The organism is Streptomyces sp. NPDC093568, from assembly GCF_044764945.1.
Classification (GTDB): domain Bacteria; phylum Actinomycetota; class Actinomycetes; order Streptomycetales; family Streptomycetaceae; genus Streptomyces.
Genome location: NZ_JBIWJD010000001.1, coordinates 420,659 through 436,846 on the forward strand (window position 1 = coordinate 420,659; position 16,188 = coordinate 436,846).

Here is a 16,188-nt window from a genome sequence, read left to right on the forward strand (position 1 = left end):
CCCGCCGCTATCGCGCCCCCGCCAGCGTCCCCGCGATCGACCCGATCGCCTCCGGACCCACCCGGCAGCACCCCCCGATCAGCCGCGCCCCCGACGCTTGCCACCCCCGCACCTGCTCGGGCGCGAACGTGGAGCCGCCGGCCCAGGCTCGGGCCTCGGCGTTCCAGGACTCCCCGCTGTTGGGGTAGACGACGACCGGCTTTCCCGTGACGCGCGACGCGATCCGCACGGCACCCTCGACGTCCTGCGGCGCGCAGCAGTTCACGCCGACCGCGATCACCTCGTCGGCGTCGGCGGCCAGGGCGAACGCCTCCTCCAGCGGCTGCCCGGCGCGGGTGCGGTCGCCGGCGACCGAGTACGACAGCCAGGCCGGCACCCCGAGGCCGCGCACCGCCCGCAGCAGCGCCTCGCCCTCGTCGGCGTCCGGGACCGTCTCCAGCGCCAGCACGTCGGGACGCGCGCCGGCCAGCACCTCCAGGCGGGGCCGGTGGAAGCGCTCCAGTTCGCCGACGCTCAGTCCGTACCGCCCGCGGTATTCGGAGCCGTCCGCGAGCATCGCGCCGTACGGTCCGACCGACGCGGCCACCCACAGCGGGCGCGTGACCCCCTCGGCGTTCGCCCGCCGTACCGCCTCGCGCGCCAACTCCACGCTCAGGGCGAGGAGTTCGGCCGCCCGCTCCGGTCCGATCCCCCGCTTGCCGAACCCTTCGAAGGTGGCCTGGTAGCTGGACGTGATCGCCACGTCCGCTCCGGCCTCGAAGTAGGCGAGGTGCGCCTCGGTGATCGCCTCAGGCCGCTCCGCGAGCAGCCGCGCCGACCAGAGCTCGTCACTGAGGTCGTGCCCGGCCGATTCGAGCTGGTTGGACATACCGCCGTCGAGCACGACGGTCCCGGCGGCGAGGGCTTCGGCGAGGGTGATGGTGCTGGTCATGCTGACGACGGTAGTCGAGAGGGGGAGGGTGCCCAGCATGTGGACGGCGGCGCCCCGGGCGGGGCGGGGCACTGCCCGTCCGGCCGCGACGGCACATCCGGCGAAGCACTCAGCCCCGCCCCGCGTGCCGCCCGCCCCGCCGTCGCCCGCGGCCCCGCCGGGCCGCCGGTGCCGCGAGGCCCACGAGCAGCCCGGCGGCGAGGACGTACGGCCACCAGCCGAGGCCGTTGCCCGCGGCGCGGGTGCCGGGGGAGGCGTCGGCGCCGGTCGCCGTACGGGGTGCGTCCGAGCCGGGGGAGGGGCTCACGGTGACGGCCGTGAGGACCACGTCGTTGCCGTCGCCGCCCCGGTAGGAGATGCGGTACGTGGTGCCGTCGAGCTGGAGCTTCCTGCCCTCCGGCAGTCCGGTGAAGGTGCCCGTGGTCCTCGCCCGGCCCCGGTGGTCCAGGACCGTGATCCGCCGGGCCGGCTTCGCCGCCTCGGCGATGCTCGCCACGTCCAGGTCACCGGCCAGCCGGACCGCGCCGGTCACCTTCAACGGGCCCTCGCGCAGCACCAGTTCGCCCTTGGGTGACTGCGTGTAGGCGCCGGAGACGGTCAGCGGGCCGGCCACCACGCCCTCGTTCCTCACCGCCCCCGTCACGGTCCCCTTGCCGGTGAGGGTCGTCCTCACGCGCAGACCCGAAGTGCCCGCGTCCAGACGGGAGTCGGCCGAGGAGAGCCTGATCGACTCGCTGCGGGTGAGTGTCGCGCCGCCGCGCAGCGCCAGCGTGCCCTTCCTGACCGTCGTCCTGCCGGTGTACGTCACTCCCGGCCCCGTCAGCGTCGCCGTCGCCGGCCCCGCCTGCGTGAGCGACCCGCTGCCGGCGATCCGGGGGAGGGTGAGGGGCTTGGCCGCGTTGTTCAGCACCAGTGAGCCGTCGTTGACGACCTTGTGGCGGGCCCCCCGCGTGTACAGCCCTCCGTCGCCGCCCCGCGCACCGCTACCCAACCGCAGCACGGCGCCCTTCTCGACCGTCGTCGAGCCGTCGTAGTACTGCACGGCGGCGAAGGTGACGTCGTTGCCCCGCGTGCCCTTGATGACGATGTCACCGGCGCCGGGAGCGGACAGCGTGTCGTGGTACCTGCCGCCGCCGATGGGCGCGCCGAGCGTCACCGGGCCGTTGTAGTCGAAGGTGAGGAGCGAACGGGACCTGGCCGCCAGCAGGTTGATGTAGACCGTCTCGGCGGTCCCCGGCATGAAGATCTCGTTCGTCGTCCCGTCACCCCACTGGACGTCGGCGCCCTTGATGTTGGTGCCGCGCTTGTTGACGTTCTTCCGCGCGGGCGTCCAGTTCAGGGCGGGGTCGCTGAGCGAGGGGTCGGTGTCGCCGCCCTGGTCCGACCAGCTGTACTGGCCGGTGAGCACGACCTTGCCGCCGGGCCGTGACTGGACGTTGATGTCACTGCCGTACTCGCGCTGGTAGAAGTCCATGCCCAGGGTGACGGTCCGGCCGAGCGGGGTGTCGACGGTCCAGGTGCCCTGGTTGAGGACCTTGCGCGCGTTCGGCAGTGAGGTGGCGAACTCCGGCCGCCCGGCGTTCGCCTGGGTGCCGTTGTCGATCACCCCGGAGAAGGGGCCGGACGTGAGGTCCCAGGTGCCCCAGAGGAACCGGGGCTGGGTGATGAGTCCGGAGCCGCTGATCGTGCCCAGGTTGTAGGCGCTCGTCAATGACAGCCGCAGGGTGCCGTCGACCCGGATGTTGTCCTGGTTGAGCCGGAACGCCGGGGTGTTGTACGGGAAGTGGCCGATCAGGCCGGTCGTGCCGCCGTCGCCGTACTGCAGGGTGGCACCGCGCTCGACCGTGATCGCGGGCGGGTCGGGGTTGGCCGTGGTGACGTACGGGTGGTTGCCGCCGAGGACGCTCACCTGCTGCCGCTGCCGGGACCTGGGGAGCGTGAAATCGCTGTCCCTGGTCAGGATCAGTGTCCCGGTGCCGCGCACGGTGAGGGTGCCCTCGCCGCGCAGGACGCCGTCGTACGTCGTCCTGCCGGGCGGCACGGTGACCACCGTGTCGCCGCCGAGCGTGACGTCCCGGCCGCGGAGGACGTCGGCGGAGATGTCCCGGGGGCCGGCGGCCGCCGCAGGGGGAGCCGCGAGAGTGAGGGCGGCGACCGCCGCGAGGGCGCCGGCGGCCGCTGCTGTCTGGTCGGTGAGGCTGCGCACGTCATGGGAGACGGTGGGGGAGGCGGCCGATAACAGAAATTCGAGCGCGAGGGGAAAGCGCTCTCACCCGTCCCGTCGAACCCGTTGACCTCCACGGTGCGCACCCTTACCTTTTCGGCGTTCGTAATGGCAGATCACGTCTGGCATTTCGAACGCATCCCCCCTCAGAACCCCGAGAGGCAGTCCGTATGAGCCGCGAAGACGACCTGCCCGAAATCCCCAGCCGCAGACTGCTGTTGAGGGGCGCCGCAGCCGCCGGTGCCCTGACCGCCGCCTCGGGCATCCCCGGCGTGGCCCACGCCGGGCCCCCGAAGCCGGCCCCTTACGCGAACCCTCTGGTCCGCCGGCGCGCCGACCCCCACGTCCACCGCCACACCGACGGCCGCTACTACTTCACGGCCACCGCCCCCGAGTACGACCGGATCGTCCTGCGCCGCTCCCGGACCCTGGGCGGCCTGTCCACGGCGGCCGAATCGGTCATCTGGCGGGCCCACCCCACCGGCGACATGGCCGCGCACATCTGGGCGCCGGAGCTGCACCGCATCGGCGGCAAGTGGTACGTCTACTTCGCCGCCGCGCCCGCCGAGGACGTCTGGCGGATCCGCATCTGGGTCCTGGAGAACGCCCACCCCGACCCCTTCAAGGGCACCTGGGTGGAGAGAGGGCAGGTCAGGACGGCCTGGGAGACCTTCTCCCTCGACGCCACCACCTTCACCCACCGGGGCACCCGCTACCTCTGCTGGGCGCAGCACGAACCCGGGATGGACAACAACACCGGCCTGTTCCTCTCCGAGATGGCGAACCCCTGGACCCTGACGGGACCTCAGATCCGGCTGTCCACACCGGAGTACGACTGGGAGTGCGTCGGCTTCAAGGTCAACGAGGGCCCCTACACCCTCAAGCGCAACGGCCGGATCTTCCTCACCTACTCGGCCTCCGCCACGGACCACCACTACTGCGTCGGCATGCTCACCGCCGACGCCGACAGCAACCTCATGGACCCCGGCAGCTGGACCAAGTCGCCGACCCCGGTCCTCACCAGCAACGACACGACCAAGCAGTACGGACCCGGCCACAACTGCTTCACCGTCGCCGAGGACGGCCGCGGCGACGTCCTCGTGTACCACGCCCGCCAGTACAAGGAGATCGCCGGCGACCCGCTGAACGACCCGAACCGCCACACCCGCGTCCAGCGGCTCGGCTGGAACGCGGACGGCACCCCGGACTTCGGCGTACCCGTAGCGGACACGACTGTCGAGTGAAGGAGAGTGCGCGCGGCACCTGAGACACCGTCAGGCGAGCAGGTCGATCGCGTCGATCGCCGTGCCCGCGCTGAGATAGCCGGTCGTCCCCGAACCGCTCACCACGTCGATCCGCAGCACGTTGTACTGGCCGGGGTCCGTCTTCCAGGCGGACGCCGGCACGCTGTACGTGAACGTGTGGTTGTTGCCCCGGTAGGAGCCGTTGGTCAGCGACCGGGTGCTCGGCTGGGTGGGCGGGGAGGGGATGGCGGACGTCCAGGTGTCGTTGACGGTGACCTGGGGGCGGCCGTTGGCGTAGGCGGTCGTCACCCCGATCCGCAGGGTGTGCGCGGCGGCGGCCTGGGCCGCGGTCAGCCCGAAGTACACCAGGATCCCGCTGTTGACGTCCTTCCAGAGGTAGCAGGGGAAGGAGGCCGTCTCGTCGTTGCCGACGACCACGTTGCCGGTCCAGGGGGCGGCCCGGACGTCGGAAGGGTGCGCGTACGTCATCAGGTCGGCGTTCTTGAAGCCGCCCGGCGTGCCGTTCCAGTCGCCGATCCGCCAGATGACGTTCGCGTTCCCCGGGTCGTTCGAGGACGGGATCGCGATCGTGTTGAGCGTGGTCGTGCCGCCCGCCGTGACCGTCACCGACCCCGTGCGCACCGCGAGTTCGCCCTTGAAGACCGTCAGAGTGTACGTCCCCGGCAGCACACCCCCGATCGAGAACCAGCCGTCCGAGGCGCGCGCCGAACCCCAGTACTGGGCCGACGGGTTGGCGAGCCCGACGGTGTACGGGTACGCCGTGTTCCGCCCGGAGATGCCGACCCCGGCCACCCGGCCGCGCCCGCTCGCGCCGACGTACCCGGACATGCCGAGCGAGTCCGCCCACGAGGTGGTGAGGGTGCCCGGGAACAGCGACGAGGAGGGCGCCCCGCCGTCCGTGAGGGCGATGACGTACGGGCCCTGGAGGCCGAAGCGCTGGGCCTCCGTCTGGTTCTGGCCGTAGTACAGGATCTCGTACAGGCCGCCGCCGTCCGCGCTCTGGTGGCGCAGCAGCGAGCGGTAGAACGGCCCGCCGGAGGCCTTCTCGTGATTGCTGCGCACGACCCACAGGCCGACCCCGCCGCCGCTCCAGCCGATGTAGTCGTAGTCCATCACCCGGAGCCGGGAGTAGTGCTTCGAGCGCGTCTGGCCGTCGGACTTCGCGAAGACGTCCGAGGCCTCGACGGTGCTGCTGGTGTACGTGTAGGAGTCGGGCTCGTCGTTGCGGAACAGGCCCTTTCGTACACGCAGGATGTAGCGGGTCGCGGAGACGGACGTGTCGGCCTTGTTCGTCCACAGATAGATGTTGTTCTCGCCGCTGCGGGCCGCGTAGTAGTGCCGCAGCGTGCCGTACGCCACCGAGATCAGGATCGTCGAACCCGACTGCCTGACGGACACGGTGGAGGCGCCGAGGCCGGACTCGATGTGCGAGTTCATGCCGCCGTAGCCCTGGTACTCCGTGCCGCGGTAGACCAGCGAGGTCAGATCGCCGTTGGTCTTGCCGACCTTGAAGACGAGGTTGGCGCCGGTGTCGACGACGTAGTTCGAGCCGTCGTCGCGCCAGCCGAAGGCCGCGGCGCGCGCGGTGCCGGAGAGGGCCGCCGTGCCGGCGGCGGCCGTGGCGCCGAGGACGAAGGTGCGGCGGCGAACGGATCTGCCGTGGGATCCGGACATGGGGGGTGCCTCCTTCGGAGTGGGGGTGCGGGTGCTGTGCAGAGTGACAGTTGAATCGATTTCGCGAAAGGGCTTGCGCATGCTGGGACTTGGTACCTGATGGAACTTGCGTTTTCTCTCTAGAAAGCGCTTGTCGAAACGGGTACGGTCCTGGCGCACGCCGGGTTCATCCGAGCGAGGAGGCGCGCATGAGACGTTTCAGCATCGCCGTACTGGTGGCGGCCACCCTGGGCACCGTGCTGACCGCGGCACCGGCCCAGGCGCGGGCGCACGGCAACTGCACCGCCGACGCCTGCCACTTCGAGGTCCCGCCCGGTACCTACGACGTCAAGGTCCTCCTGGGCGGCGGGGCGGCGTCGAGCACGAGCATCGCGGGCGAGACCCGTCGCGCCCTGCTCCCCGAGACGGCCGTCGCGGCCGGCGAACGCGTCGCCCGCAGCTTCACCGTGGACGTCCGCACCCCGGAGGGTGAGCCGACGGGCCCCGAGGGCAGCCCCGGCCTCGACCTGCGCCTCGGCGGCTCCGTACCCGCCCTGGCCGGCATCGAGGTCACCCCGGCCCGGCACACCCGCCGGCTCTTCCTCGTCGGCGACTCCACGGTCTGCGACCAGCCCGGCGACCCGTACGCCGGCTGGGGCCAGCAGCTGCCGCAGTACCTCCGTAAAGGCCTGTCCGTCGCCAACTACGCCGACTCCGGCGAGAGTACGGTCAGCTACCTCGCCGACGCCCGTCTGTGGGCCACCGTCCAGCCGCGGATCCGCCGCGGCGACCTCGTCCTCGTCCAGCTCGCCCACAACGACAAGACGACCGACGGGGCGACGTACCGGGCGAATCTGGAGACACTGGTGGCGGGCGTGCGCGAGAAGGGAGGCGAGCCGGTCCTCCTCACCCCGATCGTCCGCCGCTGGTTCAACGCCGACGGCACGCTGGACAACGGCACCGCCCTGCTCGTGAACGGCCTGTGCGTGGACCACCCCGCGGTCGTCCGCTCGGTCGCCGCCGCCCAGGACGTCCCCCTGATCGACCTGACGGCCAAGACCAAGGCCCTGGTGGAGTCCCTCGGCGTCGAGGCGTCGAAGGCGCTGTACCTGTACGACGAGAAGCGGGACAACACCCACACCTCGGTGCACGGTGCCAAGGTGTATGCGAGCCTCGTCCGCGACGGACTCCTCGCCCGCCATCTGGTGCCGCAGGGCCTGGTGCGGGTGGGATGAACCCCTGGGGCGCCCCGACCGGAACCGGGGCGCCCCAGGCCTGACCGGCCGGCCAGAAAGAGACCCGATGCACCTGCCCCCGGACGACCGCACGCTCAGCCCGCACACCGGCTGCACCCGCGCCCACTGGGAGGCCGCCGCCGACGCCCTGCTCGCCGCCGTGGAGCCGTACGCCACCGCGGACCGCGCCCTCTACCATTTCCCCGGCGACCACGAGAGCTGGTCGGGCCGCCTCTCCGACGGCCTGGAGGGCTACGCCCGTACGCTCCTGCTGGCGGCCTTCCGCCGGGACGAGACGGCGTTGGAGCGCTACGCCGACGGCCTCGCGGCCGGCGTCTCGGGCGTCTGGCCGCGCATCGAGGACCGCGGCCAGCCCCTCGTCGAGGCCGCGTCGATCGCGCTCGCGCTGCGCCTGACCCGGCCCTTGCTGTGGGACCGGCTCGACGACCCGGTGCGGCAGCGGGCGGCGGCCTGGCTCGGCGACGCGCTGACCGCCGAGGCCTGGCCCTGCAACTGGGAGCTGTTCCCGGTGACGGTGGGCGGCTTCCTCCAGGAGATCGGCCACGAGGCCGAGGCGTCCCGCAAGGCGATCGACCGCGGGCTGGCCCGCATCGAGGACTGGTACGTCGGCGACGGCTGGTACACGGACGGCGACGGCCGCAAGTACGACTACTACAACGGCTGGGCGATGCACCTGTACCCGGTGCTGCACGCCTGGCTGGCCCGGGACGAACGGCTCCTGGACCTGTACGGCGGCAGGCTGTCGCGCCATCTGGAGGACTACGCCCGCCTGTTCGGCGGCGACGGCGCCCCCATGCACCAGGGCCGGTCGCTGACGTATCGCTTCGCGACGACGGCCCCGCTGTGGCTCGGCGCGCTGACCGGACACACGCCCTTGTCGCCCGGCCGGACGAGGCGGCTGGCCTCCGGCGCGCTGAAGTACTTCCTGGAGCGCGGCGCGGTGGACGCGAACGGTCTGCTCACCCTCGGCTGGCACGGCCCCGACGAGACGGTGCTGCAGGGCTATTCGGGCCCCGCGTCGCCGTACTGGGCGAGCAAGGCCTTCCTCGCCCTGCTCCTCCCGGCCGACCACGAGGTCTGGACGGCCACCGAGGAGCCCGCCCCGTCCGAGCTCGCCGACGAGGTCACCGCCGTCCGGGCCCCCAACTGGCTGCTGCAGTCCACGCGTTCGGACGGCCTGGTCCGCCTGCACAACCACGGCAGCGAGGATGTCCGCTACGACCCGTACTACACCCGGCTCGCCTACTCGACGGCGACGGTGCCCTCGCGGTGGTACGACAACAGCGTGATCGTCGGCCACGACCCGAGCCGCACGGACATCGTGCCGCTCGGCGTGGGCGAGGGCTGGGCGGCCTCCCGGCACACGGCGGGCGGCGGGGCCCGGGTGACCAGCCTCGTGCTCGCGCGCGGGGCCGTGGAGGTGCGGGCCCATCTGGTGGCCGGCGCGGCGCCCGGGACGCCGGTGCGGGTCACCGGCTGGGCCTGCCGCGACGCGGCGCGCGCGGAGATCCGGCCGGTCACCGGCCTGGCCGACGACCTCTCCGGTGCCACCGGTGACCAGGACACCCTGTTCGTCGCCCTCGTCCGGCTCACCGCCGAGCGGGACCCCGCGCCGCTGGCGGAACTGGTGTCCGTGCGGGTGGACGACGGGGGGACGATCCACGTCCGCTGGAACGACGGACACGCGGTCGAGGCCCGGCTCGCGGACGGCGAGGGCGTCAGCGTGCGGGCCTGAGCGGTCGCGGACGCCGGCTTCCCAGGGGGACCGAGCCGGTCGCCGCGCAGGCGGGGCCGCTTCGCTACGCCGTCGGGGTCGGTTCGGCCCGCACCGAAGCGACCCGGGCCTAGCGTTGCGGGCAGGACGCAAGCCGTCCCGCCGCCGACGCCGCAGGGAGACCGCCGTGACCACCTTCGCCGAACTCCACCACGGCCCTGCGCCGCTGCTCCTCCCCAACGCCTGGGACCACGCCTCGGCGCGGGCGCTCGCCGCCGACGGCTTCCCCGCGATCGGTACGACCAGCCTCGGCCTCGCGGCCGCCGTCGGCCTGCCCGACGGGGCGTCGGCCACCCGCGACGAAACGCTCCGGCTCGCCCTCGCGCTGGGCTCGGGACCGTACCTCCTGTCCGTCGACGCGGAGGGCGGCTACAGCGACGACCCCGACGAGGTCGCGGAGTTCGCCCGGGAACTCGTCGCCGTGGGAGCCGCCGGCATCAACCTGGAGGACGGGCTCGGCTCGCCCGCGCTGCACGCCGAGAAGATCGCCGCCGTCAAGGCCGCCGCGCCCGGCCTCTTCGTCAACGCCCGCACCGACACCTACTGGCTGGGCGGCGCGGAGCTCGACACGCGGGACCGGCTCGACGCCTACCAACGGGCGGGCGCCGACGCCGTGTTCGTACCCGGCCTCACCGAACCCAGGGCGATCGCCGACCTGGTGAAACACCTCGACCTGCCCCTCAACATCCTCTACAGCCCGGCCGGCCCGACCGTCCCCCGACTCGCCGACCTCGGCGTCCGCCGGGTCAGCCTCGGCTCCCTGCTCTACCGGCGCGCGCTGGGCGCGGCGCTGGAGACGATGACCGAGATCAGGCAGGGGCGGACACCGGGCGGGGCCGTCCCGTCGTACGGCGAGGTGGACGCGCTCAGCCGGCGCGGGGACGCCGCTCACAGCGACGTGACTCACAGCGACACACCGTAGGTTCCTGTTAGCCTTGACTCTTTCCCGGGTATCAGACCCTTTGGACTCATCACCGGCGAGGGACCGAGGAACCATGACCATGGACATCCCCGGCGACAGGCGACTGGCGGCCGCCGTCGTGATGGACGACAAGCAGCGGGTGCTTCTGGTGCGCCGCAGCGAGAAGGAGCGGTTCCTGCCCCGCGTGTGGGGCGTCCCCTGCGGAAAGCTGGAGCCCGGTGAGAGTCCCCGGGACGGCGCCCTGCGCGAGCTGAAGGAAGAGACCGGTCTGCTCGGCGAGGTCGTCCGCAAGGTCGGCGAGTCGTCCTTCCTCAGCGACTACCGCGGCCACGAGATCAAGAACTGGCAGGACAACTTCCTGGTCAGGCCGTTGACCAGGGCGATCACCCTGCCCGAGCCCGACCAGGACTCCGCCTGGCTGGCGTGGGCGGAGCTGACCACGGTCGACATCGACGAGTACAACCTCGACATCGTCCGGCAGGCCTTCACAGAGTTCTGAGCCGCTCCGCCAGCTCCCGCAGCGCCGCCAAGTACTCCGCCGTCCCCAACGGCACCTTCGCCACCGCGCCCGGGTGCGGGCCCGCCGACGTGAACACATCGGTGTGCGGCCGCCGTTCGGCACCCGTTTCCAGGAAAAGCGTCACCGTCGGCGCGTCCGTGTCGCACCAAGCCCGGTGCAGGGTGCGCGCGGGCAGGGCGTAGGAGCTGCCCGCCGCGTACTGGCCCAGATGCGTCAGCCGCAGCCGGGCCGGCCCGGCCGGTTCCAGCATCCAGCTCGCCGAATGCTCCGCCAGCGACTCCTCGTAGCGGGCCGCCGCGATGCCGCCGTCGCCGACCTCGTACAGCTCCATGGCCAGCCGCCCCCGTACGACATAGGACGCCAGCGGTGAGCGGTGGTTGTGGATGTCCTCCTTGCCGATCGCGCCCGCACCGGGGTGCCACACGTGCGCGCGCAGCATCTGACGCGGTCCGCCGTCGATCAGCAGCAGCTTGTCGAAGCCGAGGACGTGCCGGTACGACAGGCGGGCGCAGGCGTCCGGATCCCCCTCGCCCGAGGCGAGTTCGGCGACCAGCTCCAGCAGCCGTTCGGGGGAGCCGAGTTCGGTGACGACCGCGCGGGCCGCGGCCACCAGCTCGTGCTCGGGCAGTTCACCGTCCAGCGCCCCTGCCAGCAGCCTTCGTGCCGCCAGGACCTGCCGACCGCCCATGCACTCATCCTCCAACGCGCGCTGTTTTCACCTGACTTCAGCCGTGCGGCTGGTACATCCATACGGCATGCGCGCGCAGCGCCGAAAGACCTTGATAGGTCATCCACATCGGCCGTCGCCGGTCGGCGGCCTCGTCCCGCGCCCACAGCCAGATGCCGTCCCTCTGCCCGGCCCACACCGCGGCGACGGCACCCTCCAGCCGCACCCGGAGCTCCTCCTCCAGGCCCTCCGCGCGGGCGATCTCCAGCGCGCTCGGCGAGAGCAGGGCGCGGGCCAGCCAGGAAGCGGTGAAGTGCCGTACGTTCAGCACCTCGTGGCGCGCGGGGTCGTCGGTGCGCGGGCGGCGCACCTCCTCGTGCAGGTTCGCCAGGTCGGGGCAGGTGTCGTGGGGTGCGTCCGGGCACGACAGCAGCCAGCGGATGCCGTCCTCGCGGGCGGCGCGGGCGCGTTCGGCACGCGCGTCGCCGTCCTCGCCCAGCACCCGCGCCGCCCGGTCCAGGGCGACGACGGCCTGCGCGGTGTGCAGCGGGGAGGGCCTGCCGTACGGCGGTTGCAGGCGGTAGCCCCAGCAGCGCAGATGGTCGCGGCGCGGGTCGCTGATCGCGCCGTCCGCGAGGGCCTCGCGCAGCAGCGGCAGGACCTCGCAGCGGGGTGCGGCGCGCAGCAGCCCGCGCAGCACGGTCGTCACTACGTGGGTGGACTCCCTTCCGGCGCGGTCGAGTTGACGGGTGAACCCGTCGGTGCAGCGGTCCACCTCGGCGGCGAGCCGCTCGGCGGGCGCGCCCGCCCGGGCCAGCGCCCCGAGCACCAGCGCGGTGACCTCCGGGCGCGCCTCGGAGCCCTGTGAGCGTGCCGACCAGCCACCGTCCGGGAGTCGCAGCCGCCACAGCGTCTCGACGAGCTCGCCGATGCTGAGCCGCCCTTCGGGCACGCCGAGGTCGAGCATGATGTGCAGGCCGTAGGCGGTGCCCACGGGGGTGGGCCGGGAGGGCGTGTCCTCGCCGAGGGAGTGCGGCCAGCCGGTGAGCCGGCCGTGCTCCGGGTCCTCCACCACGGACACCTGGTCGACGAGGGTGTCGTAGGCGGTGGCGAACACGACCGGCAGCGGGCCGGGCGCTCGCGGGGCCATCGCGCCGGGCCCCACCGCGGGAGCCTGAGCGGAGCCGGCCGCCGTCCGCGCCCGCAGCAGACTCGCCGCCAGCCAGGCCGCGACGAAGGTGCCGAGCCCGCTGACGCCGGAGATCAGATAGCGGGCGGCCGAGCCGTCGATGGAGTCGGGCAGCACACTGAACAGGAACTGGAAGACGCCGTACCCGGCGGCAGCGGCGCCCAGGCCTCCGAGCCAGCCGACGAAGCGCGCCGGGGGCGAGGTGTCCGAGTCGTCGGCGTCGGGAGAGGGGGGTGCGGGGTCGGGCCGACGGGACCTCAAGGGACCGCGTCCGAGCTGCTGTTGGGACAAGACACGCTCCCTCCCCCGTGGCGGCGGCGTGTGACCTCCGCGAAGCTTCCAGTCTAAGTGGTCAGGGTGACAACTGGGGCGGCCGCCGGTTGTCCTCCTCGCGCGGCCAGTTGGCGAGGGCCACGTGCAGGGCGTCGACCGCGCGCTCCCAGGACTCCCGCACGTCACGGGGAGCGCCGAAGGCGCCGGTGGACTCCAGGGCGCAGTAGCCGTGGAAGGTGCTGCGCAGCAGGCGGACCGCGTCGGTGAGGTCGGGTTCCTGCAGGCCGTAGGCGCGGAGCATGCCGTAGGTGATCTCGGCGGTGCGGCGCATGGCGGGGGAGTCGGCGACCAGGGCCTGGTCGATGTGGATCTGCGTCGCCGCGTAGCGCCCCGGGTGCTCCAGGGCGTAGGCCCGGTAGGCATCCGCGAAGGCGGCGAGCGCGTCCTTCCCGGCGCGCCCCGCCACGGCCGCGGCGATCCGGTCGATCATCTCGCCGCCGGCCAGCAGGGCGACCCGGACACGCAGGTCCTGGAGGTTGCGGACGTGCGAGTACAGGCTCGCGTCCTTCACCCCGAAACGCCGCGCCAGCGCGGACAGGCTGACCTTCTCGAAGCCCACCTCGTCGGCGAGCTCGGCGGCGGCCGCCGCGAGCCGGTCGGCGGTGAGTCCTGCGCGGGCCATGGGGCGTGTGTCCTCCGACTGCGGAAACCTAAAGATCCTAGGCAGGATGCTAGTGGAGGTCAGCACCGCGTACCGTGGGCCACCACGAGCTGCACGTCCTCGGCGCGCACCCGCAGGGCGTGGCGCTCGGTGTCGTCGCCCCGGGACGGTGCGGGGTCCCAGAGCCAGACCGTGTCGCCGCTCGGCCGGAACGACAGCACCGGATGGCCTGTCGGGACCGGGCCGTTGACGACGGGTGTCGCGTCGCCCAGGGGCCGGACGCAGACGAGTTCGGCGCGCAGCCCGAAGTAGCCGGGCGGACGCTGGCCCGCGCCGGCCGCCCTCATCGCGCGATCGGCGGCCTTCTCCACGTCGTCGAGCGCGATCTGCACCACGGTCAGGACGGCGATCAGCCCCGCCAGCACCAGTGAGAGGCGGAAGAACCCGCTCACGGGCGCCTGCACATTGAAATGCCGCGCCCAGCCCGCCAGCGCGATGAGTCCCAGCAGGAACAGCACGGCCACGGCCAGCGGGCGCAGGGCCACGAGGTACTGCCAGTAGAAGCCCACATGGACCGCGTCGGCCGGGATCCCGAACCTGTCCTCCAGATAGACGGCGTGCAGGAACGCCCCGACCCACGGCAGGACGAAGGGCAGCGGCGCGGCGAGGACCGGCAGGAACCACTGCACGTTGCGGCTGAACCAGGACGCGCTGAGCGCGTACCACAGCCCGAAGGCCGTGAGCCCGAGGCCGAGCGTCAGGCCCAGCCCGCCGAGCAGCCCGGACAGCCCCATGTCGTCCGAGCGCCCCCACATCCATCCGGCGAACGTCCCGCTGCCCGCCAGGATCACCCCGCAGCCCAGCCGGACGAGCTTGGGACGCGGTGCGTTGGAGGTCATCCACGCGCTCGCGTTGCTCGTCGGAGTACTCGCCGCGCAGCTGCAGTGTGTGGCGCACGTCCAGGCCGCCGACGGCCGCCCAGTGCTCGGCCAGCCACCGCAGCACGGGTCCCGCGTCGGCGGGCACCCTGCGGTGCACGTGGTAGACCGTCTGCGGCTCACCGGACCTGGGCGGGATCAGCTTGCTCTCGCGCACCCACAGATCCAGCTTGCGCCGCTTGGCGAGCGTGGTGAGCTGCTCGACGGCCGTCGACCGGGCCGTCCAGCGGGAGCCGTGGACCGGCACCTCGACGATCAGCCCGGCGTACCCGTCGTCCACGGTGACCGAGTCGCCGTCCCGCGCCGGCCGCACTCCCCACCCCTGGGCGCCGAACACCCCGCTGGCCAGCTCCAGTTCGTCCTGGTCGTCACGGACCTCGACGACCAGGCGAACCCTGCGGTTGTACGGTCCCAGCGCCTCCGGTGTCACCGGGGAATTCTCGCACCGTCACCCGGCCGGCGCGTACAGCACCCCCAGCTTGTCGATCTCGTCGCCGGAACGCCCCGTGAACCCGGCGATCTGCCAACCCGGCGGCGCCGTGAAGGTCTTCGTGGCCGAAGTCGCCGTACCGGTGGACAGGGTGCGGCCCTTGTCCGTGGTGAAGGACGCCGAGAAGATCCGGGTGCGGCCGTCCTTCTGGCCCTGGGTCAGCTTCACCGAGGTGAGGTGCTCGCCGGAGGCCAGGGTCAGGGAGGTCGCCGTGCCGCCCGCGCCGCCGTGGGTGAGGGTCGTGCCGCCGTCGTGGGTCAGGGACAGCGCGTCCAGGCGGGAGGCGCCGCGCAGGGTCAGGGTGCGGGGCGACGGGGTGGCCGGGAGGTCGTCGGCGTCGTTGAAGGCCGTGCCGTGCGGGCCGCCGAAGAAGTCGCTCGCCTTCAGGGACGGGTTCAGGGTGTAGGAGAAGTCGACCGTGTGCGGGAAGTGGTCGGAGAGGTGCTTGCCGTCCGCGCGGAGGAACTTCGCCCAGTCGTTGTTGTAGCGGGTGGCGTTCAGGTTCAGCAGGTCGCTGCCGCGGTAGAGGACCTTGTCCACGACCTCGCAGTCGTTGGCCGGAGCCGCCGCGTCGCACAGCAGCGGGTCGCTGCCCGCCGCCGGGGGCGTGCCGGCCTTGACCAGCTGGACCCAGGCGTCGGTGAGGCCGTTCTCGCTCACCAGCGTGCGGATGTTGTCGCCGGCGCGCGTGTAGCGGGTGTTGGTGTCGCCCATGACGATCACCGCGTTGCCGGACGAGTTGGCCTGGATGAAGTCCGACAGCTGCTCGACGTTGGCGCGGCGGGCGGCCAGTGCCGCGTCGTCGGAGTCGGCGTTGGTGTGGACGTTGTAGAGGTCAACGAACACGCCCTCGGCGAGCCGCACCCGGGCCAGCGTGAAGCCCTTCGGGGTCAGGCAGTTGGTGCCGGTGCACTTGTTCCACCTCACCCGCTCGAAGTCCTCCAAGGGCTGGTCCGACAGTGTGTTGAGGCCATCGCCGAAGGCCGCGCCACCGCTGGTCGCCGTGCGGTGGGGGTGGGTGTCGTTGGCGTACAGCGAGGCGTGGTAGTTGAAGTCCTCCTGGACGTTGACGATGTCGTACGGGGCCAGCCGCTGCCCGATGAGCGGCGTGTTCGTCTCGGGATCGCTGTCGCCGAGGCCGAGGGGGAGGCCCGCGATGTTGTACGTCAGGACGTTGAAGGAGCCGGAGCCGGCGGCGGTCGCGGGCGTGGCCGCGGTGGCGGTGAGGCCGGTCAGGGCGAGCGCGGCGGCCGCGAGGGTGCCGATCAGTCTTCTCATGGTGGGGGTGTCTCCGGTGGGTGACGAAGAAGGTGAGCGCTGCTCAGGTTCGGTGTCAACCAGACTGACGTACAAGGGCCGTTGAGGAAACAGTGAGGGACGGGGCGTTCCGCCGTGTCGGTGGCACCCGGCGGTCACGCGTCGCTT

13 protein-coding genes are annotated in these 16,188 nt (G+C 72.5%); 5 read left to right on the forward strand and 8 right to left on the reverse strand.

What is annotated here, in order from left to right:
* Positions 1–7 precede the first annotated feature (7 nt).
* Together mmuM and ACIRD7_RS01825 are read right to left on the reverse strand one after the other, a co-directional pair.
* On the reverse strand, positions 8–931 hold the full coding sequence (mmuM, locus tag ACIRD7_RS01820) for a homocysteine S-methyltransferase (RefSeq protein ID WP_403448353.1): 924 nt from the start codon (positions 929–931) through the stop codon (positions 8–10).
* 109 nt (positions 932–1,040) lie between these two features.
* A complete protein-coding gene (locus tag ACIRD7_RS01825; protein ID WP_403448356.1) occupies positions 1,041–3,137 on the reverse strand; it encodes an autotransporter in 2,097 nt (698 codons plus the stop codon).
* A 188-nt stretch (positions 3,138–3,325) separates the two neighbouring features.
* Here ACIRD7_RS01825 and ACIRD7_RS01830 point away from each other — a divergent pair, with 188 nt between their 5' ends.
* Positions 3,326–4,399 (forward strand): family 43 glycosylhydrolase, encoded by a 1,074-nt coding sequence (locus ACIRD7_RS01830; protein WP_403448359.1) that lies wholly within the window; start codon positions 3,326–3,328, stop codon positions 4,397–4,399.
* Positions 4,400–4,429: 30 nt separating this feature from the next.
* On the opposite strand, the gene ACIRD7_RS01835 is transcribed toward ACIRD7_RS01830, so the two are convergent.
* The gene (locus ACIRD7_RS01835; RefSeq protein ID WP_403448361.1) at positions 4,430–6,094 is read right to left on the reverse strand and encodes a rhamnogalacturonan lyase B N-terminal domain-containing protein; all 1,665 of its coding nucleotides are present in this window, start codon (positions 6,092–6,094) and stop codon (positions 4,430–4,432) included.
* Between the two features lie 188 nt (positions 6,095–6,282).
* Here ACIRD7_RS01835 and ACIRD7_RS01840 point away from each other — a divergent pair, with 188 nt between their 5' ends.
* From ACIRD7_RS01840 to ACIRD7_RS01855, 4 genes are all read left to right on the forward strand, one after another.
* Positions 6,283–7,308, forward strand: coding sequence for a rhamnogalacturonan acetylesterase (locus ACIRD7_RS01840; protein WP_403448363.1), 1,026 nt, complete (start codon positions 6,283–6,285; stop codon positions 7,306–7,308).
* Positions 7,309–7,375: 67 nt separating this feature from the next.
* Entirely contained in the window at positions 7,376–9,064 is a 1,689-nt protein-coding gene (locus ACIRD7_RS01845; protein ID WP_403448366.1) for a DUF2264 domain-containing protein, read from the forward strand.
* A 166-nt stretch (positions 9,065–9,230) separates the two neighbouring features.
* A complete protein-coding gene (locus ACIRD7_RS01850; protein WP_403448369.1) occupies positions 9,231–10,025 on the forward strand; it encodes an isocitrate lyase/phosphoenolpyruvate mutase family protein in 795 nt (264 codons plus the stop codon).
* A gap of 73 nt (positions 10,026–10,098) precedes the next feature.
* On the forward strand, positions 10,099–10,524 hold the full coding sequence (locus ACIRD7_RS01855; protein ID WP_403448372.1) for an NUDIX hydrolase: 426 nt from the start codon (positions 10,099–10,101) through the stop codon (positions 10,522–10,524).
* On the opposite strand, the gene ACIRD7_RS01860 is transcribed toward ACIRD7_RS01855, so the two are convergent.
* The 5 genes from ACIRD7_RS01860 to ACIRD7_RS01880 all read right to left on the reverse strand — a co-directional run bounded on the left by ACIRD7_RS01860 (position 10,511) and on the right by ACIRD7_RS01880 (position 16,041).
* Positions 10,511–11,233, reverse strand: coding sequence for a hypothetical protein (locus tag ACIRD7_RS01860; protein ID WP_403448374.1), 723 nt, complete (start codon positions 11,231–11,233; stop codon positions 10,511–10,513). The two genes, ACIRD7_RS01855 and ACIRD7_RS01860, sit on opposite strands and share 14 nt — an antisense overlap.
* Positions 11,234–11,270: 37 nt before the next feature.
* The gene (locus ACIRD7_RS01865) at positions 11,271–12,692 is read right to left on the reverse strand and encodes a hypothetical protein (protein ID WP_403448376.1); all 1,422 of its coding nucleotides are present in this window, start codon (positions 12,690–12,692) and stop codon (positions 11,271–11,273) included.
* A gap of 61 nt (positions 12,693–12,753) precedes the next feature.
* Positions 12,754–13,356, reverse strand: a complete 603-nt coding sequence (locus ACIRD7_RS01870; protein ID WP_403448379.1) for a TetR-like C-terminal domain-containing protein — start codon at positions 13,354–13,356, stop codon at positions 12,754–12,756.
* A gap of 59 nt (positions 13,357–13,415) precedes the next feature.
* The gene (locus ACIRD7_RS01875) at positions 13,416–14,234 is read right to left on the reverse strand and encodes a hypothetical protein (RefSeq protein ID WP_403448381.1); all 819 of its coding nucleotides are present in this window, start codon (positions 14,232–14,234) and stop codon (positions 13,416–13,418) included.
* A 487-nt stretch (positions 14,235–14,721) separates the two neighbouring features.
* Entirely contained in the window at positions 14,722–16,041 is a 1,320-nt protein-coding gene (locus ACIRD7_RS01880) for a jacalin-like lectin (RefSeq protein WP_403448384.1), read from the reverse strand.
* Positions 16,042–16,188 lie beyond the last annotated feature (147 nt).